Source organism: Rhodobium gokarnense (genome assembly GCF_025961475.1).
GTDB classification, from domain to species: domain Bacteria; phylum Pseudomonadota; class Alphaproteobacteria; order Rhizobiales; family Rhodobiaceae; genus Rhodobium; species Rhodobium gokarnense.
In genome coordinates this window covers 332,096-349,326 of record NZ_JAOQNS010000003.1, presented here as the reverse complement: position 1 = coordinate 349,326, position 17,231 = coordinate 332,096, and the positions used below count along the sequence as shown (strand labels likewise).

Annotated in this window: 15 protein-coding genes and 1 other RNA gene; 15 read left to right on the top strand and 1 reads right to left on the bottom strand. The window is 67.9% G+C overall.

Features of this window, described 5'->3' with window-relative positions; translation table 11 throughout:
- Positions 1-53: 53 nt before the first annotated feature.
- Complete coding sequence (gene pdxR, locus M2319_RS06850) at positions 54-1,520, top strand: MocR-like pyridoxine biosynthesis transcription factor PdxR (RefSeq protein ID WP_264600698.1); 1,467 nt, start codon at positions 54-56, stop codon at positions 1,518-1,520.
- Here the strand turns inward: pdxR and M2319_RS06845 are convergent.
- On the bottom strand, positions 1,517-2,443 hold the full coding sequence (locus M2319_RS06845; RefSeq protein ID WP_264600697.1) for a LysR family transcriptional regulator: 927 nt from the start codon (positions 2,441-2,443) through the stop codon (positions 1,517-1,519). The two genes, pdxR and M2319_RS06845, sit on opposite strands and share 4 nt — an antisense overlap.
- A 104-nt stretch (positions 2,444-2,547) precedes the next feature.
- On the opposite strand from M2319_RS06845, the gene M2319_RS06840 reads away from it, so the two are divergent.
- The 14 genes from M2319_RS06840 (at position 2,548) to murB (ending at position 17,230) form a co-directional block, all read left to right on the top strand.
- Positions 2,548-2,721 carry a hypothetical protein gene (locus M2319_RS06840; protein ID WP_264600696.1) on the top strand — a complete coding sequence of 58 codons (174 nt, stop codon included), beginning with the start codon at positions 2,548-2,550 and terminating at the stop codon, positions 2,719-2,721.
- 72 nt (positions 2,722-2,793) lie between these two features.
- An RNA gene (rnpB, locus tag M2319_RS06835) (RNase P RNA component class A) lies at positions 2,794-3,186 on the top strand.
- A gap of 319 nt (positions 3,187-3,505) precedes the next feature.
- On the top strand, positions 3,506-3,982 hold the full coding sequence (locus M2319_RS06830; RefSeq protein ID WP_264600695.1) for a division/cell wall cluster transcriptional repressor MraZ: 477 nt from the start codon (positions 3,506-3,508) through the stop codon (positions 3,980-3,982).
- Positions 3,979-5,004, top strand: coding sequence for a 16S rRNA (cytosine(1402)-N(4))-methyltransferase RsmH (gene rsmH, locus M2319_RS06825; RefSeq protein WP_264600694.1), 1,026 nt, complete (start codon positions 3,979-3,981; stop codon positions 5,002-5,004). The genes M2319_RS06830 and rsmH overlap by 4 nt, the downstream gene beginning before the upstream one ends.
- A gap of 11 nt (positions 5,005-5,015) precedes the next feature.
- Complete coding sequence (ftsL, locus tag M2319_RS06820) at positions 5,016-5,375, top strand: cell division protein FtsL (protein ID WP_264600693.1); 360 nt, start codon at positions 5,016-5,018, stop codon at positions 5,373-5,375.
- The gene (locus M2319_RS06815) at positions 5,375-7,108 is read left to right on the top strand and encodes a peptidoglycan D,D-transpeptidase FtsI family protein (RefSeq protein WP_406682075.1); all 1,734 of its coding nucleotides are present in this window, start codon (positions 5,375-5,377) and stop codon (positions 7,106-7,108) included. The genes ftsL and M2319_RS06815 overlap by 1 nt, the downstream gene beginning before the upstream one ends.
- Before the next feature lie 78 nt (positions 7,109-7,186).
- The gene (locus tag M2319_RS06810) at positions 7,187-8,641 is read left to right on the top strand and encodes a UDP-N-acetylmuramoyl-L-alanyl-D-glutamate--2,6-diaminopimelate ligase (RefSeq protein ID WP_264600692.1); all 1,455 of its coding nucleotides are present in this window, start codon (positions 7,187-7,189) and stop codon (positions 8,639-8,641) included.
- Positions 8,638-10,062: a UDP-N-acetylmuramoylalanyl-D-glutamyl-2,6-diaminopimelate--D-alanyl-D-alanine ligase gene (locus M2319_RS06805; protein WP_264600691.1), complete on the top strand. Its 1,425-nt coding sequence runs from the start codon at positions 8,638-8,640 to the stop codon at positions 10,060-10,062. The genes M2319_RS06810 and M2319_RS06805 overlap by 4 nt, the downstream gene beginning before the upstream one ends.
- 8 nt (positions 10,063-10,070) lie before the next feature.
- Complete coding sequence (gene mraY, locus M2319_RS06800; RefSeq protein ID WP_264600690.1) at positions 10,071-11,156, top strand: phospho-N-acetylmuramoyl-pentapeptide-transferase; 1,086 nt, start codon at positions 10,071-10,073, stop codon at positions 11,154-11,156.
- A gap of 11 nt (positions 11,157-11,167) precedes the next feature.
- The gene (gene murD, locus M2319_RS06795; RefSeq protein ID WP_264600689.1) at positions 11,168-12,577 is read left to right on the top strand and encodes a UDP-N-acetylmuramoyl-L-alanine--D-glutamate ligase; all 1,410 of its coding nucleotides are present in this window, start codon (positions 11,168-11,170) and stop codon (positions 12,575-12,577) included.
- Positions 12,577-13,731, top strand: a complete 1,155-nt coding sequence (gene ftsW, locus M2319_RS06790) for a putative lipid II flippase FtsW (RefSeq protein WP_264600688.1) — start codon at positions 12,577-12,579, stop codon at positions 13,729-13,731. Before murD ends, ftsW begins: the two co-directional genes overlap by 1 nt.
- 6 nt (positions 13,732-13,737) lie before the next feature.
- On the top strand, positions 13,738-14,862 hold the full coding sequence (gene murG, locus M2319_RS06785; RefSeq protein ID WP_264600687.1) for an undecaprenyldiphospho-muramoylpentapeptide beta-N-acetylglucosaminyltransferase: 1,125 nt from the start codon (positions 13,738-13,740) through the stop codon (positions 14,860-14,862).
- Positions 14,859-16,277, top strand: a complete 1,419-nt coding sequence (gene murC / locus M2319_RS06780) for a UDP-N-acetylmuramate--L-alanine ligase (protein ID WP_264600686.1) — start codon at positions 14,859-14,861, stop codon at positions 16,275-16,277. The genes murG and murC overlap by 4 nt, the downstream gene beginning before the upstream one ends.
- Positions 16,274-17,230 carry a UDP-N-acetylmuramate dehydrogenase gene (murB, locus tag M2319_RS06775; protein ID WP_264600685.1) on the top strand — a complete coding sequence of 319 codons (957 nt, stop codon included), beginning with the start codon at positions 16,274-16,276 and terminating at the stop codon, positions 17,228-17,230. Before murC ends, murB begins: the two co-directional genes overlap by 4 nt.
- The last annotated feature ends 1 nt before the right edge of the window (position 17,231 follow it).

Genomic DNA, 17,231 nt, shown 5'->3' with positions numbered 1-17,231 from the left:
CAAAGGTCCACTCAGTGGAATAAATTAGAGCCAATTGATCGGAGTTCCTCGCCATGACCTTTCCCGTTGCCGGCCTGATTTCGCTTCAGGCGGACGGCGCCGAAGCCCTGCCGCTGCAAATCTGCCGGCAGATCCGCGATGCCATCGTCGACACCACGCTTCCCGCCGGGGCGCGGCTGCCGTCGTCGCGCCGGCTCGCCGGCGACCTCGGCGTGTCGCGCAACACGGTACTGGCCGCCTTCGAACAGCTCGGCATCGAGGGCTATCTTCAATCGCGGACCGGGGCCGGCACCTTCGTTGCCGCAACGACGCGCGGTCTTGCCGTGCCGGAGCGCCCGGCGCCGCCGAGCGGCGACACCGAGCCGGGCCTTTCGGCGCGCGGTCGGGTGCTCGCCTCCATCGATCGGTCCGAGCGGCCCGGCGGACGGGCATTCCGCCCGGGCGTGCCGGATGTGCGGCTGTTTCCGCACGATCTCTGGGGCCGGCTTTTAAGGTCCGCCGCACGCGCGATCGAACCGCACTATTGCGGCTACGGCCATTTCGATGGCCTGCCGGCGCTGAAGGCGGCGATCGCCAAGCACCTGGCGGAGACCCGGGGCGTCGTTGCCGAGCCAAGCCAGGTGCTGGTGATCTCGTCGGCGCAAGCCGCGCTCGATCTGTCCGCGCGCATGCTGATCGATCCGGGCGACGTCGCCGGGCTGGAGGATCCGGGCTACAAGGGCGCCCTCGTTGCGCTCCTAGGCGCCGGGGCCGAGATCGCCGATCTGCCGGTCGATGCCGAGGGCGTCGATCTCGCCGGCTATCGCGGCGCGCTGCCGAAGCTCATCTATCTGACGCCCTCGCACCAGTATCCGCTCGGCGCGACGCTGAGCCTTGAACGCCGTCTGGCCATTCTGGAACTCGCCCGCGCCGCCAACGCCCATATCGTGGAAGACGACTATGACAGCGAGTTTCACTACCGCAGCCGGCCGATCCCGGCCCTTGCCGGCCTCGACGGGCTGGAGGGAGCGGGGCGGGTGATCTATCTCGGCACCTTCGCCAAGACCATGATGCCGTCGATCCGGGTCGCCTTCATGGTGCTGCCGAAGCCGCTGGTGACGCCGTTCCGCATGGCGCTGCGCAACACCGGCCAGGTGCCGGCCGCGGTGGTCCAGGTGGCGCTGGCAAAATTCCTCGACGAGGGCCATTTCCGCGCCCATATCCGTCGGGTCGGCGCGGTCTATCGCCGGCGGCGCGATTTTCTGGTGGAGCAGCTGGCGGCGCGCTGCCCGCAGCTTCAGCCCGATCCGGTGCCGGACGGCGGCATGCAGCTTGCCGTCTTCTTCCGCGACCCGTCCGTCGACGACCAGCGCTTCGCCGAGGCGCTTGCGGTGCGCGGCGTCGACTGCACCCCGCTCGGCAGTCTTTTTCGTGGGTCCGGCCGGGCCGGGCTGGCGCTCGGCTTTGCCATCCCCGACGAGGCCGAGATTTCCGCCGGCATCGAGACCATCGCGGCGGTCTGTCGGGAGTTCGGGCTTTAGGCGTTTGTGTCTTCCGGCCCGCAGCCGGCGATGCGCCAGGGCCGGTGAGCGAATTTTTCCACGACGAAATCGATAAAGGCGCGCACGGCCGGCGAGCGATGGCGGCCTTCCGGATAGACGGCGCTGAGCGGCGCGGGCTCGTCGTGGTGGCAGTCGGCGAGGAGCGGCACCAGGGTGCCGTTGCGGATGTCGTCGCCGACCAGCATGTCGGCGGAGCGGAAGATGCCGGCGCCGGCCCGACCGAGCCGCAGCAGCGCCTCGGCATTGTCGAGGCGAATGCGGCTTTTCGCGGTGATCCGCTGCATCTCGCCATCGATGCGGAACGGCCAGGCGGTCAGCGCCGGCGCGTCGACGAGGGTCAGGCAGTCGTGGGCGGCAAGGTCCTCCGGCCGGAGCGGCGTGCCGCGGCGCTTCAGATAGTCCGGGGCGGCGCAGATGACGCGGTGGAGGTCGCAGACCTTGCGCACGACGAGGGCGGGATCAATGACCCGGCCGGTGCGGATGGCGACGTCGGCGTTGACGGCGAGGAGGTCGACGACGCGGTCGGTGATGGCGATGTCCGGCTCGATCTCCGGGTAGCGGATGAGGAATTCCGGCAGGGCCGGCATGAGCTGGTAGTTGGCGAAGGCGGCGCCGGCGTTGATGCGCAGGGGTCCGCGCGGGGCGGTGCCGCGGGCGCTGATGTCGGCCTCGGCCTCGGCGATGTCGGCAAGGATGCGCTTGGCGCGCTGCAGGTAGGTCTCGCCGGCGGGCGTCAGCGCCAGCCGGCGGGTGGTGCGGTGGAGGAGCCTGGTGCCGAGGCGGTCCTCCAGCCGGGCGATCAGCCGCGAGACGGCCGACGGAGTGAGGCCGGCGTCCTTGGCGGCGGCGGTGAAGCTGCCGCGCTCGGCGGCGGCGACGAAGACGGACATTTCCTGGGACATTCGTGCGTTTTACTCACAAACCTTTTTCCAAAATCGTCGATTAATGAATTAACATTGGAAGTATCCTTGCGTCCAGAATTGACTTCCGGATGGAGGATCTCCCGATGACGCCCCGCTCTTTCCGCAAGGACATCGACATGGATGCGGCCCTGAGGCGCGGGCGGCGCCTTCGCAGCCGGGCCTTTCACGACCTGCCGCGCGACCTCAGCGCCCTCGTGCGCGGAATCTTCGAGCGCGGCGATGCGCGGCCGCCGAAAATCGTTCCGAAGGACCGCTGAGCGGACATCTCCGATGCTGTGCCGCAACGGCGGTGCTTGACCTTTTGCCCGATTATCCCTTTATCGGGACCGCCAGTCGGCCGGACGGTTGCTGCGGCGCGCCGGCAACGGCCGCCGGGGAGGAAAGTCCGGGCTCCACGGAAACACGGTGCCGGGTAACGCCCGGCGGGGGCGACCCCAGGGAAAGTGCCACAGAAAGCAAACCGCCGCGCGCCGCGCGGTAAGGGTGAAAGGGTGGGGCAAGAGCCCACCGCGCTGCCGGCAACGGCAGCGGCATGGTAAACCCCACCGGGAGCAAGACCGAATAGGAATGACGCGGCGGCAACGCCAGGCCCCGTTTCCGGGCCGGTCGTTCGGGTTGGTCGCGCGAGGCGTCCGGCAACGGGCGTCCCAGATGAATAACCGTCACGCGGCGGGCTCAAGCCCGTCGCCGTACAGAACCCGGCTTACAGGCCGGCTGGCATTTCTTTCCCCCGTTTTCCGCCAGTTTTCGCGCCTCGGGCGCATGAAAAACCTCCTGTTAATCTTACCGGGATTTTAATGGGCCGACCCGGCCTAGGCCGCCTTTATTGGTCTGGAATCCGTTGACGCCCATAGGACTCCATGATATCCCAGATTGTCCCATCCGCACTACTTGGAGAACGGGGTGTTTCCCACCCCGTCGAGACCTCGCCGCTGCCGTGGCGGCGCGCCGGTTTGTTGCGTTCTTGCTGTGGCGCGGTCGCATCTTCAGGGGGCGGCGCCCGCGGGCATGGGGTTCGGGTTGGCGTGGTAGAGGAACCGCATGTCGGGTTTCGTCGGGCATTTCACGAACAGGATCGACGCCAAGGGGCGCGTCTCGGTTCCGGCACCGTTTCGGGCCGAACTCGTTCGCGACGGCTACGACGGTCTGTTCTGCATCCCCTCGCTCGACCAGCCGACCGTCGATATGGGCGGCAATGCGCTGCGGCAGATGATCGACCGGCACATCGCCAAATACGAGCCGCTGTCGCCGGATCACAACGACTTCTCGACCACGCTCCTCGGGCTGTCCGAACAGCTCCGGATCGATGGGGACGGTCGTATCAGCCTCACCGACACGCTGAAGGACGCCACCGGGATCGACACCCAGGTGACCTTCGTCGGCCAGGGCTTCAAATTCCAGATCTGGACGCCGGAGCGCTTCGCGGAACACCGCGCCGAAGCCTTGCGCCGCGTCCAGTCGTTGCGCCGCGGGGGCGGCGCGGCGTCGTCCGGACCGGACGGCGGGGGGAATACATGATGGCGGGCCGCAGCACGATGGGTGTTGCTGGCGGACCGGCCCGCCACATCCCCGTTCTCCTCGGTCCGGTGATGGAGGCGCTGGCCGTCAGGCCCGGCGCCGTCGTCGTCGACGGAACCTTCGGGGCCGGCGGCTACAGCAAGGCGCTCCTCGACGCCGGAGCGACGGTCGTCGCCATCGACCGGGATCCGAGTGCGATCGCCGCCGGCAGAGGTCTCGTCGAGGCCTCGTCCGGCCGGTTGCATCTCGTCGAGGGCCGGTTCGGGAACCTCGACCAGCACGCGGCGTCCTGCGGCTTCGATGCGGTCGACGGCGTCGTCCTCGATGTCGGCGTCTCTTCCATGCAGCTCGACGAGGCCGAGCGCGGCTTTTCCTTCCGCGCCGACGGGCCGCTCGACATGCGCATGGAGCAGGCCGGCCCGAGCGCGGCCGATGTGGTCAACAATGCAGCGGTCGCCGACCTTACCCGCATCATCGGCATCCTCGGCGAGGAACGGAAGGCGCGCACGGTCGCCGGCGCCATCGAGCGGGCCCGAAAAGAGGCGCCGATCACGCGCACCGCGGCGCTCGCGGAGATCGTGGAACGGGCCATCGGCAAGCGGCCCGGCGACAAGATCCATCCGGCGACACGGACCTTCCAGGCGCTTCGCATCTACGTCAATCGCGAGCTCGAAGAGCTGGTCTCTGCGCTCCTTGCCGCGGAGCGCGTGCTCAGCGCCGGCGGACGGCTCGTCGTCGTCGCCTTCCACAGCCTGGAGGACCGCATCGTCAAGCGCTTCCTCAATGCCCGCGCGCGGCCGAAGCCGGCCGGATCGCGGCATTTGCCGGAGACCGGCCCCGGCCCGGAGCCGACCTTTTCCCTTCTCTCTCGCAAGCCCATCGAGGCCGACGCCGCCGAGGTCGCCGCCAATCCCCGCGCCCGCTCGGCGCGGATGCGGGCGGCGCTTCGCACCGAGGCGCCGGTCTTCGACCTCGATATCGCGGCGTTCGGCCTGCCGAACCTGCCCGATCCGGCGTTTTGAAAGGACGTTCGATGACGCGTTATTTCAACATCGGTCTCCTCGTTGCCATGATCGTCACGGCAGCGGCGGTCTATGACCGCAAATACGACACGGAACTGGCGGCCGAACGGGTCGCCCATCTGCGCCAGAAGATCGAAGAGGAAAAGAACGCGATCCAGCACCTGAAGGCCGAATGGAGCCTTCTGGAACAGCCGGCCCGCATCCAGGAACTGGTCGAGCGCTACCACGACTATCTGAAGCTCGACACCGTCTCGCCGGAGCAGGTGGTCAGCATCGACGACCTGCCGCTGCGCCCGGTCGACCTGACGCCCTACCAGAAACCCTCCGCGCTCGGCGGTTATGCCGATGCCGGCACGGCGACGGTGCGCTGATGGCCTATCTGAAGCTCCGCGCCGGCCTGATGCGCGTACATGACGGCGATCCGGCGCCGAAAAAGGGCGAGCCGGAAGACAAGCCGCTGTTTGCCTCCTCCGATCCGCGCGACCGTATCCTGTTCGCCATGGTCGTCTTCGCGCTCGCCTATGTGCTGATCGCCGGCCGGCTCGTGGTCCTCGGCTTCACCACCGACGCGCCGACGATCGCCCGGCTGACGGCGGCGGATTCTGTGTCCGCCGCGCGCCCCGACCTCGTCGACCGCAACGGTGAGATCCTGGCGACCGACATCCGCACCGCCTCGCTCTATGCCGAGCCGCGGCGCATCCTCGACGTCGACGAGGCGATCGAGCTCCTGTCCTCGGTGATGCCGTCGCTCAACACGCCGCAGACCCGCAATTACCTCGCCAGCGATGCCGGCTTCGTCTGGCTGAAGCGCGAGATCACGCCGGACCAGAAGCGCAGGATCCACAATCTCGGCCTTCCCGGCATCGGCTTCGTCGACGAGAACCGGCGCTTCTATCCGGGCGGGCCGACGGCGAGCCATTTCCTCGGCCACGTCAACATCGACAATGAAGGCATCGCCGGGATGGAGAAATTCGTCGACGGCGAGGGGCTGGCCGACCTGCAGGCCTTCGGCTTTGCCAACAAGGAGCGCTCGCTGGAACCCGTGCCGCTATCGCTGGACCTGCGCGTCCAGCACGTGGTGCGCGACGAACTCACCAAGGCGATGGAGCGCTACAAGGCGGTGGCGGCCGTCGGCATCGTGCTCAACGTCCATACCGGCGAAGTGCTCGGCATGTCGTCGCTGCCGGACTACGATCCGAACGATCCGGCCCTTGCGCTGCAGCCGGACCGGCTCAACCGGGCGACCGCCGGCGTCTTCGAAATGGGCTCGGTCTTCAAGTCGTTCAACACGGCGATGGCGCTCGACAGTGGCGAGATCGGCCTTGGCGACAGCTTCGATGCGTCGAAGCCGCTGCGCGTGCGCGGCAACACCATCACCGACTTCCACGGCAAGCACCGTGTGCTGACCGTGCCGGAGATCTTCATCTACTCGTCCAATATCGGCAGCGCCAAAATGGCGGAAAAGGTCGGCGTTCCGGGTCAGAAGGCGTTCTTCAAGAAGGTCGGCATGACCGACAAGCTGCCGGGCCAGCTTCCGGAAATGGCGCGGCCGATGCTGCCGCCGCGCTGGGACGAACTGACGTCCATGACGATAGCCTTCGGCCACGGCATCGGCGTGACGCCCATGCACACGGCAGTGGCAGCCGCGGCGCTGATGAATGGCGGCAAGCTGATCCCGCCGAGCTTCGTGCCGCGCAGCCGCAAAGAGGCCGAAAAGCTGGCAAAGCAGGTGATCTCGCCTGAGACCAGCGACCAGATGCGCTATCTCTTCCGGCTCAACTGCGAGCGCGGCTCTGGCCGGCGCGCGGAAGTGCCCGGCTACCGGGTCGGCGGCAAGACGGGCACGGCGGAAAAGATCGTCAACGGCCGCTATGTGGGCAACAAGCGGTTCAACTCGTTCCTCTCCGCCTTCCCGATCGAGGACCCGCAATATGTCGTCCTCATCGTCATCGACGAACCGAAGCCGGAGGAGGGGCAGTATTCCGCCACCGCCGGCCTCAATGCGGCGCCGACGGTCGCCGCCGTCATCCGCCGGATCGCGCCGATGCTCGGCGTGACGCCGCGCTTCGACATGGATTCAAACACACTTCTTGTGTCCTATTGAGCTCCGTGCCATGCAACGGGGCGGCAACCACGGAATGAAAAGCCGGTTTTCCGGCAAAAACGGGACCCCGCTGCAGTCATGCATCTCGCAGAGCTTGCCCCCGACCTTGACCTCGATCCGCGCATCGGCGCGACCGAGGTTGCCGGCCTGACGGCGGACAGCCGGGCGGTTCGCACCGGCTATCTGTTCGCCGCGCTGCCGGGGGCAAAGACCGACGGCGCACGCTTCGTGCCGGCCGCGATGGAGGCCGGGGCGGCGGCGATCCTTGCCGGCACGGAGAGCATGGTCGACACCGCCGACGCCGTGCCGGTGCTGCGGGTCGGTGACCCGCGGCACGTGCTGGCGCTGATGGCGGCGCGGTTTTTTCACCGCCAGCCGGAGACGATGGTCGCCGTCACCGGCACTTCCGGCAAGACCTCGGTCGCGGAATTCACGCGGCAGATCTGGCAGGCAGCGGGGCGTGCCTCGGCGAGTGTCGGCACGCTCGGGGTGACGACGGCCAAGGGTGCGAAATACGGCAGCCTGACGACACCGGACCCGGTGCTGCTCCACAAGCTCCTTGCCGAGCTTGCCGACGAGGGGATCACCTTTGGTGCCATGGAGGCCTCCAGCCACGGCCTCGACCAGTGCCGGCTCGACGGCGTGCGCCTCAAGGCTGCGGCCTTTACCAATCTCGGCCGCGACCACATGGATTATCACACGGACACGGAAGACTATTTCCGGGCCAAGCTCAGGCTTTTCGAGCGCGTCTTGCCGGAGGACGGGATTGCCGTGGTCGATCCGGGCGAGGCCTATGCCGACCGGGTCGCGGCGGCGGCCGAAGCGCGTGGCATCAAGGTGTTTTCAGTCGGGCGTAGCGGAGCCGATCTGAGGCTCGTCGATGCGGCGGTCGAGGGCTTCGGCCAGCGTCTGGTGCTGGAGGCCGGCGGCGCACGGCACGAGGTGCTGCTGCCGCTCGCCGGAAAATTCCAGGTCTCCAACGCGCTGACGGCCGCAGGCCTTGCGATCGCCACGGGCGTTGCCCCTGAGGCAGCGATTGCGGCGCTGGCGACCCTCAAGGGTGCGCCGGGGCGGCTCGACCTGGTTGGCGAGACGGCTGACGGGGCGCTCTGCTTCGTCGACTACGCCCACAAGCCCGACGCCATCACCAATGCGCTTGCCGCGCTCAGGCCGTTCGCCTCCGAGCGGCTCATCATCATCGTCGGCGCCGGCGGTGACCGGGACAGCGGCAAGCGGCCGCTGATGGGCAAGGCGGCAACCGAGGGGGCCGACATCGTCATCGTCACCGACGACAATCCGCGCAGCGAGGACCCGGCCACGATCCGAAGGGCGATCCTTGAAGCGGCGCCCGGCGCGAGCGAGATCGGCGACCGGCGCGAGGCGATCCGCCGCGGCGTTTCCTTGCTTCAGGCCGGCGATATCCTGCTCGTTGCCGGCAAGGGCCATGAACCGGGCCAAATTGTCGGCGACAAGGTGCTGCCCTTTTCCGACCACGACGAGGTGCGCGCCGCGTTGCAGGAGACGTCCCGATGAGCGACACCCTCTGGACCTTTGCCGATTTCCTCGCCGCCACCGGCGGTGTGCTGGAAGGCGCGCCTGGCGCGGACGTCACCGGCATTTCCATCGACAGCCGCACGCTCCAGGCGGGCAATGCGTTCTTTGCGATCGTCGGCGACCGGCTCGACGGCCATGCCTATGTGAAGGGCGCGCATGAGGCCGGCGCCTCGGTCGCGGTCATCGAGCGGGGCCGCCTGAAGGATCCCGTCACCGGGCCGCTGATCGTCGTCGACGACACCCTCACCGCCCTTGAACAGGTCGGCCGCGCGGCGCGAGCGCGCTCAAAGGCCGGCATCGTCGCCGTCACCGGCTCGGTCGGCAAGACCGGCACCAAGGAGGCGCTGCGGCTGACGCTGTCCCGGAGCGGTGCCGTCCATGCCTCGCAAAAATCCTTCAACAATCACTGGGGCGTGCCGCTCAGCCTCTCCCAGATGCCGGAAGACACAGCCTACGGCATCTTCGAGATCGGCATGAACCATCCGGGCGAGATCACGCCGCTCGTCGACATGGTCCGCCCCCATGTCGCCATCGTCACCACGGTGGCGCCGGTCCATATCGAATATTTCGAGTCCGAGGAGGCGATCGCCCGGGCCAAGGCCGAGATCTTTTCCGGCGTCGTGCCGGGCGGCACCGCCGTTCTCAACCGCGACAACCGCCATTTCGACCTTCTCTCGGGCCTTGCCCGCGAGGCCGGCGTTGCGCGCATCGCCAGCTTCGGCGAAGCGGAGGACGCCGACGTCCGGCTCCTGAGGCTTGCGGCCAAGGCGGAATGCTCCTGCGTTTCCGCCTCGGTCTTCGGCCAGGAGCTGACCTACAAGGTCGGCGCGCCGGGCCGCCACCTCGTCGACAATTCGCTTGCCGTCCTTGCGGCCGTCCATCTCCTCGGCGCCAATCTGGCGCTCGCCGGGCTGGCGCTTGCCGAATTCGCGCCGCCCTCCGGGCGCGGTGCGCGCCATACGCTGTGGCTGCGTGACGGCAAGGCGACGCTGATCGATGAAAGCTACAATGCCAATCCGCTCTCCATGCGTGCGGCGATCTCGCTCCTGGCATCGAGCGAGCCGACGCGACCGGGGCGCCGGGTTGCCGTCCTCGGCGACATGCTGGAACTCGGCGACGACTCCCAGGATCTCCACGCCGACCTCGCCGGGCCGCTGCTTGAGGCCAAGGTCGATCGTGTCTACTGCGCCGGCCCGGAAATGCGGGCGCTGTGGGAGGCCTTGCCGAACGGGCGGCGCGGCGCGTATGGGGAAAAAGCGTCGGAAATCGAATCGGCGCTGAGGTCCGAACTTATGCCGGGTGACGTCGTCATGATCAAGGGATCGGCCGGCTCGAAGATGACGCCGGTCGCCGAGGCGCTGCAGAAGCGGTTCGCCAGGCCAACAGAAAAGAACGTTTAGGAAGAAAGATGTTCTATTTCCTCGGGCAGCTCGGCGATCAGCTTTCCGCCCTCAACGTCTTTATCTACATCACCTTCCGCACCGGCGCGGCGATGATCACGGCGCTGTTCTTCGTCTTCCTGTTCGGGCCGCGCATCATCGCGGGCCTCCGCGTGCGCCAGGGCAAGGGCCAGCCGATCCGGGCCGACGGGCCGCAGAGCCATATCCTGACCAAGGCCGGCACACCGACCATGGGCGGCCTGATGATCCTCTCCGGCATGATCGTCGCCACGCTCTTGTGGGCCAATCTCGCCAATCCGTATGTCTGGCTGGTGCTCCTGGTCACTGTCGGCTTCGGCGCCGTCGGCTTCTACGACGACTATCTGAAGGTGACGCGCTCGAGCCATGCCGGCTTCGGCGGCAAGGCGCGGCTCGGCATCGAGGCGCTGATCGCGTGCGCCGCCGCCTATGCCGTCACCTCCTTCGGCCAGCCGCCTTTTTCCACGGCGCTTGCCTTTCCCTTCGTCAAGGATTTCCTGCTCAATCTCGGCTGGCTGTTCATTCCCTTCGGCGCCTTCGTCATGGTCGGCGCGGGCAATGCGGTGAACCTCACCGACGGCCTCGACGGGCTTGCCATCGTGCCGGTGATGATCGCGGCGGCGACCTTCGGGCTGATCGCCTATCTCTCCGGTAACGCGGTCTTTGCCGACTATCTGCAGATCCATTTCGTTGCCGGCACCGGCGAGATCGCCGTCGTCTGCGGCGCCTGCATCGGCGCCGGCCTCGGCTTCCTGTGGTTCAACGCGCCCCCCGCCGCGATCTTCATGGGCGACACGGGGTCCCTTGCCCTCGGCGGCATGCTCGGCGCTGCGGCCGTCGCCACCAAGCACGAGATCGTGCTCGCCATCATCGGCGGCCTCTTCGTGCTGGAGGCCGTCTCCGTCATCATCCAGGTCGCCTCCTTCAAGCTGACCGGCAAGCGCGTCTTCAAGATGGCGCCGATCCACCACCATTTCGAACATCTCGGCTGGACCGAAAGCCAGGTGGTGATCCGCTTCTGGATCATCGCCGTGGTGCTCGCGCTGATCGGCCTTGCCACCCTGAAGCTCCGGTAGAAAAGCATCCGATGATCCCGGTCACCACCCTCAAGGACAAGCGCGTCGCGGTCTTCGGTCTCGGCGGTTCCGGGCGCGTCTCGGTCGATGCGCTCCTTGCCGGCGGCGCGAAGGTGATCGCGTTCGACGACCGGGCCGAGACGGTGGAAAAGGCGAAAGCCGAGGGCGTTCCGACCGGCGACCTTAAGGACGAGGACTGGTCGACCTTTGCCGCCCTCGTCCTTGCTCCCGGCGTACCGCTGACCCATCCGCATCCCCATTGGAGTGTGCTTCGCGCCGAGGCGGCCGGCGTACCGGTGATCGGCGATGTGGAGCTCTTTGCCCGCGAGCGCCGGGCGCATTGTCCGCAGGCGCCGTTCGTCGCCATCACCGGCACCAACGGCAAGTCGACGACGACGGCGCTGATCGCCCATATGCTGGAAGCGGTCGGCCGCAGCGTCGGTCTCGGCGGCAATATCGGCACGGCAGTGCTGTCCCTGCTTCCGCTCTCCGGTGGCCGCAACTACGTCGTCGAGTGCTCTTCCTACCAGATCGACCTGGCGCCAAGCCTCAATCCGTCGATCGGCGTCCTTCTGAACCTCGCGCCCGACCACCTCGACCGCCACGGCACCATGGAGCACTACGCGGCCGTCAAGCGCCGGCTCGTCGCCGGCAGCGACATTGCCGTCATCGGCGTCGACGACCGCATGTCGTCGGACATCGCCGACGAGCTTTCCCAGGCCGGACGGCGCGTGGTGCGCATCTCCAACCGGTTCCCGCTCGCCGAGGGCGTCTATGCGGCCGGCACGCGCATCCTTGAGGCCGACAACGCTACCCAGACCGAGGTCGCCGACCTTGCCGGTATCGCGTCGCTCCGCGGCGCCCACAACGCCCAGAACGCGGCGGCGGCCGTCGCCGTCTGCCGGGCGCTCGGCGTGCCGGCGGCAAAGCTGAAGGCGGCGCTTGCCTCGTTTCCGGGCCTCAAACACCGGATGGAGCCGGTGGCGCGACTCGGCCGCATCCATTTCATCAACGATTCCAAGGCGACCAACGCCGATGCGGCGGCCCGTGCGCTGGCCAGCTTCGAGCGCATCTACTGGATCGCGGGCGGCCGGCCGAAAAGCGACGGCATCGCCGCACTTTCGGACTATTTCCCGAAGATCGTGCGCGCCTATCTGATCGGCGAAGCGGCCGGGGGATTCGGCGCGACGCTCGGCTCTGCGGTCGACCATGTGGACGCGAAAACGCTGGACGCGGCGGTCGCCATGGCGGCCGACGACGCGGCGCGCGACGGGGCCGGGGAGATTGCCGTGCTGTTGTCGCCGGCCTGCGCCTCCTTCGACCAGTACGCCAATTTCGAGGTGCGGGGCGATGCCTTTCGCGCCGCCGTCGCGGCCTATCTGGAAAGCCGCAACAAGATGACCGAAAAGGGAGTTGCCTGATGGTCTCGCGGACCGATCGCAGCCAGTTCGCGGAGTGGTGGTGGACCGTCGACCGGTTCCTCCTGTTCGGCATCCTGGCGCTCATGGTTGGCGGTGTGGTGCTGTCCTTTGCGGCAAGCCCGCCGGTCGCCGAACGCCTCCACCTCGACACCTACCACTTCGTCAAGCGCCAGGCGCTGTTCCTGGTGCCGGCGGTCGCCATCCTGTTCGGCGTCTCGCTGCTCAGTCCGCGGCAGATACGGCGCGTGGCGCTGGTGGTGCTGATCGGCGCGGTGCTGATGATGCTCCTGACGCTGTTCGCCGGCTTCGAGGTCAAGGGCGCGCGGCGCTGGCTTAGCCTCTTCGGCATGTCGATCCAGCCTTCGGAATTCGTCAAGCCGGCCTTCGTGGTGATCTCCGCCTTCCTCTTTGCGGAAAACTCCCGCCGGCCGGAGGTGCCCGGCAACGCGCTTGCCGTCCTCTTGTTGTCGATCGTGCTGGCGCTCCTCGTGGCGCAGCCCGATTTCGGCCAGGCGGTGCTGTTGTCGCTGGTCTGGTGCGCCCTCTTCTTCATGGCGGGACTGCCCTGGCTGTGGATCGCGCTCCTTTCCGTTGCCGGCGTCTTTGGTGCACTCGCCGCCTATTCCCTGCTGCCGCATGTGGCGCTCCGTATCGACCGGTTCCTCGATCCCTCCTCCGGCGACACCTTCCAGGTCGATACGGCCATCGAGAGCTTCATCCGGGGCGGCTGGCTCGGGCGCGGGCCGGGCGAGGGGACGGTCAAGCGCATCCTGCCGGACTCCCACACCGACTTCACCTTCGCGGTCGCCGCCGAGGAATTCGGCATCGTTCTTTGCATGCTGCTCGTCCTCATCTTCGCCTTCGTGGTGCTGCGCGGCTTTTCCCATGCGATGCGCAAGGAGGACGGGTTCGAGCGTCTCGCCGCGGCCGGCCTCGTCGTCCTCTTCGGCCTGCAGTCGATCATCAACATGGCCGTCAACGTCCAGCTCATGCCGGCCAAGGGCATGACGCTGCCGTTCATCTCCTATGGCGGCTCGTCGCTGCTTGCCCTGGCGCTCGCGATGGGGTTCCTGCTTGCGCTGACGCGGCGCCGGCCGGAGACCATGACACGGCGGCCGCCGGTGGTGTTCGAGCCGCTGGCGCGCAATGGGTAGTCTCCCATGACCTGCGTCCTGATCGCGGCCGGCGGCACAGGCGGCCATCTGTTTCCCGCCGAGGCGCTGGCCGAGGCGCTGACTGCGCGCGGCATTGCCGTCGATCTCGCCACCGACGAGCGCGCGGACCGCTACGGCACGACGTTTCCGGCCCGCGCGACGCATATCGTCTCCTCGGCGACGCTGACCGGCAAATCGCCGGTGGCGCTTCTCCGCACCGCGCTGGCGCTCGCAAAGGGCGTCTGGCAGTCGCTCGGGGCGATCGGCCGGGTGAAGCCGGACGTCGTCGTCGGCTTCGGCGGCTATCCGACCTTTCCGCCGCTGATCGCGGCCTTTCTGCGCGGCGTTCCCATCGTGCTCCACGAGCAGAACGCGGTGACCGGGCGCGCCAACCGCATGCTAGGGCGGCTGGCAAAGGCCGTGGCGACGAGCTTTCCGGGCCTCAAGCACGGCGATGCCTTCGCGGGCAAGTCCGTGCACACGGGCAATCCGGTGCGCCCGGCGGTGATCGCGGCGGCAGAGGTGCCTTACGATGAGCCGAGCGAGGATGGCCCGTTCCGCCTCGTCGTCTTCGGCGGCAGCCAGGGCGCGCGCTATTTTTCCGAGGCCCTGCCGGGGGCCGTGCGGGCATTGCCGCAGGCGCTTCGGGCGCGGCTCGACATCGTCCAGCAGTGCCGGCCGGAGGACATGGAGGCGGTGACAGGGGCCTATGAGGCGCTCGGCGTCACCCATCACTGCGCCCCGTTCTTCACCGACATGCCGGCGCGGATCGCGGCCGCCCATCTGGTGATCGCCCGCTCCGGCGCCTCGACGGTGACGGAGCTTGCCGTCATCGGCCGACCGTCGATCCTGGTGCCGTTCCCCTACGCCCTTGACCACGACCAGGCGGCCAATGCCGAGGCGCTCGCCGCCGAGGGCGGTGCCTCCGTCATCCGCCAGAGCGAGCTTCCGCCCGAGCGACTGGCAGACGAAATCGCCACGCGCGCCGCCGACAGCGCCGGGCTGGCGGCAACGGCGGCAGCGGCCAAGGCCGTCGGCCGGCCCGATGCCGCCGCGCGCCTTGCCGACCTCGTCCTGCACATTGCATCCGGCGCCGGCGTCCAATCCTTTTCACCCGGAGTTTCCCAATGAAAATGCCCCGCGAACTCGGTCCCGTCCATTTCGTCGGGATCGGCGGCATCGGAATGAGCGGCATCGCCGAGGTGCTGAAAAACCTCGGCTACAAGGTCCAGGGCTCCGACATCTCCGAGAGCGTCAACGTCCAGCGGCTGCGCGACAAGGGCATTGCCGTTTCCATCGGCCACAGGGCGGAGAACCTCGGCGACGCCGAGGTGATCGTCGTCTCCTCGGCGATCAAGCCGGACAATCCGGAACTGAGGGCTGCGCGGCTCGCCCATCTGCCTGTGGTGCGGCGGGCGGAGATGCTGGCCGAGCTGATGCGCTTCAAGCAGGCGATCGCCATCGGCGGCACCCACGGCAAGACGACGACGACCTCGATCGTCGCAGCGCTCTTGGATGCCGGCGGGCTCGACCCGACGGTGATCAATGGCGGCATCATCAATGCCTACGGCACCAATGCCCGCATGGGCGAGGGCGACTGGATGGTGGTGGAGGCCGACGAATCCGACGGCACCTTCGTCAAGCTGCCGGCCGACATCGCCGTCGTCACCAATATCGACCCCGAACATCTTGACCATTACGGCACCTTCGACGTGGAGCGCGAAGCGTTCCGCCAGTTCGTGGAGAACGTCCCGTTCTACGGCTTTGCCGTGATGTGCCTCGACCATCCGGAGGTGCAGGCGCTGGTCGGCAGGATCGAGGACCGGCGCCTCGTCACCTACGGCCAGAACCCGCAGGCCGATGTGCGCTTCCAGAATCTCGTCACCGAGGCCGGCAACTCGCACTTTTCCGTTGCCGTCGCCGACCGACGCAGCGGCGAGACGCGGATGATCGACGACCTCGTACTGCCGATGCCGGGCGTCCACAACGTCTCCAACGCCACGGCCGCCATCGCGCTTGCCGACCAGCTCGGCATTTCCGCCGACGACATCCGCCGCGGCCTGGCAGCATTCGGCGGCGTCAAGCGGCGCTTCACCCATACCGGCACCTGGAACGGCGTCGATGTCTTCGACGACTACGGCCACCATCCGGTCGAGATTTCCGCCGTGCTGTCGGCCGCGCGCTCGGCCTGCAAGGGCAAGGTCGTCGCCGTCATGCAGCCGCACCGCTATACGCGGCTGAAGAGCCTGTTCGATGAGTTTTCCGCCTGCTTCAACGATGCCGACACGGTGATCATCGCCGACGTCTATGCGGCCGGCGAGCAGCCGATCGAAGGCGCCGACCGCGACGGCCTGATCGAAGGGCTGCGGGTCCGCGGCCACCGCAATGTCATGGCGCTCGAAAGCCCCGAAGCGCTGGCGCCGCTGATCGCGGGTCTCGTCAAGCCCGGCGACTATGTGGTGTGCTTGGGCGCCGGCTCGATCACCGGCTGGGCCTATGCCCTGCCGAAGGACCTTGCTGCCCTTGCCGAAAAGGGTGGCGCATGAGCGGTGCGGACCTGATCGAACGGCTGGGGGACAAGCTCGACGGCGTGCGCGGGCGGATCACCGCCGATGCGCCGCTTGCCGACATCACCTGGTTCCGGGTCGGCGGGCCGGCCGACATCCTGTTCCAGCCGGCCGATGCCGACGACCTGTCGCTGTTCCTGAAACGGCTGCCGGAGGACGTGCCGGTGCTCGTCATCGGCCTCGGCTCCAACCTGCTCGTGCGCGACGGCGGCATTCCCGGCGTCGTGATTCGCCTCTCGGTTCGCGGCTTCGGCAGCGTCACCTTCGAGGAGGGGAACAAGGCACGGGTCGGCGCTGCGATGCCGGACCAGCGATTCGCCAAGGCTGCGGCCGATGCCGGCGTCGGCGGCTTTTCCTTCTACCGCGGCATTCCGGGTGCCATCGGCGGGGCGCTCCGCATGAACGCCGGGGCGCACGGCTCTGAGACGCGCGAGCGGATGGTCGAGCTGACGGCCATCGACCGCAGGGGCGCGGTGCACCGCCTGACCAATGCGGACATGGGCTACGCCTACCGGCATTCCGAGGCCCCGGGCGACCTCATCTTCGTCGAGGCGGTCTACCAGGGCGAGCAGGCCGATCCTGAGGTCCTGAAGGCCGAAATGGACGAGGTGGAGCGCTACCGGGAGGAGCGCCAGCCGACGCGCGACAAGACCGGCGGCTCGACCTTCAAGAACCCGCCGGGCAACTCGTCCTGGAAGCTGATCGATGCGGCCGGCTGCCGCGGCCTCAAGGTCGGCGGCGCTGAGGTCTCGGAAAAGCACTGCAACTTCTTGATCAACACCGGAACCGCCACGGCAGCCGACCTTGAGCTGCTCGGCGAGACCGTCCGCGCGCGGGTGCTGGAGACCTCCGGCATCCGCCTTGACTGGGAAATCAAACGGCTCGGCGTCCTGCCCGAGGGGGTGACCATCGAGCCGTTCCTCGGGAGATAAT

What these genes read in the sequence shown, in the direction of transcription:
- murG (WP_264600687.1), top strand. Translation starts at nt 13,738, where the DNA reads ATGACCTGCGTCCTGATCGCGGCCGGCGGCACAGGCGGCCATCTGTTT.
- M2319_RS06840 (WP_264600696.1), top strand. Translation starts at nt 2,548, where the DNA reads ATGACGCCCCGCTCTTTCCGCAAGGACATCGACATGGATGCGGCCCTG.
- M2319_RS06815 (WP_406682075.1), top strand. Translation starts at nt 5,375, where the DNA reads ATGGCCTATCTGAAGCTCCGCGCCGGCCTGATGCGCGTACATGACGGC.
- M2319_RS06845 (WP_264600697.1), bottom strand. Translation starts at nt 2,443, where the DNA reads ATGTCCCAGGAAATGTCCGTCTTCGTCGCCGCCGCCGAGCGCGGCAGC.
- murC (WP_264600686.1), top strand. Translation starts at nt 14,859, where the DNA reads ATGAAAATGCCCCGCGAACTCGGTCCCGTCCATTTCGTCGGGATCGGC.
- M2319_RS06805 (WP_264600691.1), top strand. Translation starts at nt 8,638, where the DNA reads ATGAGCGACACCCTCTGGACCTTTGCCGATTTCCTCGCCGCCACCGGC.
- mraY (WP_264600690.1), top strand. Translation starts at nt 10,071, where the DNA reads ATGTTCTATTTCCTCGGGCAGCTCGGCGATCAGCTTTCCGCCCTCAAC.
- ftsL (WP_264600693.1), top strand. Translation starts at nt 5,016, where the DNA reads ATGACGCGTTATTTCAACATCGGTCTCCTCGTTGCCATGATCGTCACG.
- murB (WP_264600685.1), top strand. Translation starts at nt 16,274, where the DNA reads ATGAGCGGTGCGGACCTGATCGAACGGCTGGGGGACAAGCTCGACGGC.
- murD (WP_264600689.1), top strand. Translation starts at nt 11,168, where the DNA reads ATGATCCCGGTCACCACCCTCAAGGACAAGCGCGTCGCGGTCTTCGGT.
- rsmH (WP_264600694.1), top strand. Translation starts at nt 3,979, where the DNA reads ATGATGGCGGGCCGCAGCACGATGGGTGTTGCTGGCGGACCGGCCCGC.
- M2319_RS06810 (WP_264600692.1), top strand. Translation starts at nt 7,187, where the DNA reads ATGCATCTCGCAGAGCTTGCCCCCGACCTTGACCTCGATCCGCGCATC.
- pdxR (WP_264600698.1), top strand. Translation starts at nt 54, where the DNA reads ATGACCTTTCCCGTTGCCGGCCTGATTTCGCTTCAGGCGGACGGCGCC.
- M2319_RS06830 (WP_264600695.1), top strand. Translation starts at nt 3,506, where the DNA reads ATGTCGGGTTTCGTCGGGCATTTCACGAACAGGATCGACGCCAAGGGG.
- ftsW (WP_264600688.1), top strand. Translation starts at nt 12,577, where the DNA reads ATGGTCTCGCGGACCGATCGCAGCCAGTTCGCGGAGTGGTGGTGGACC.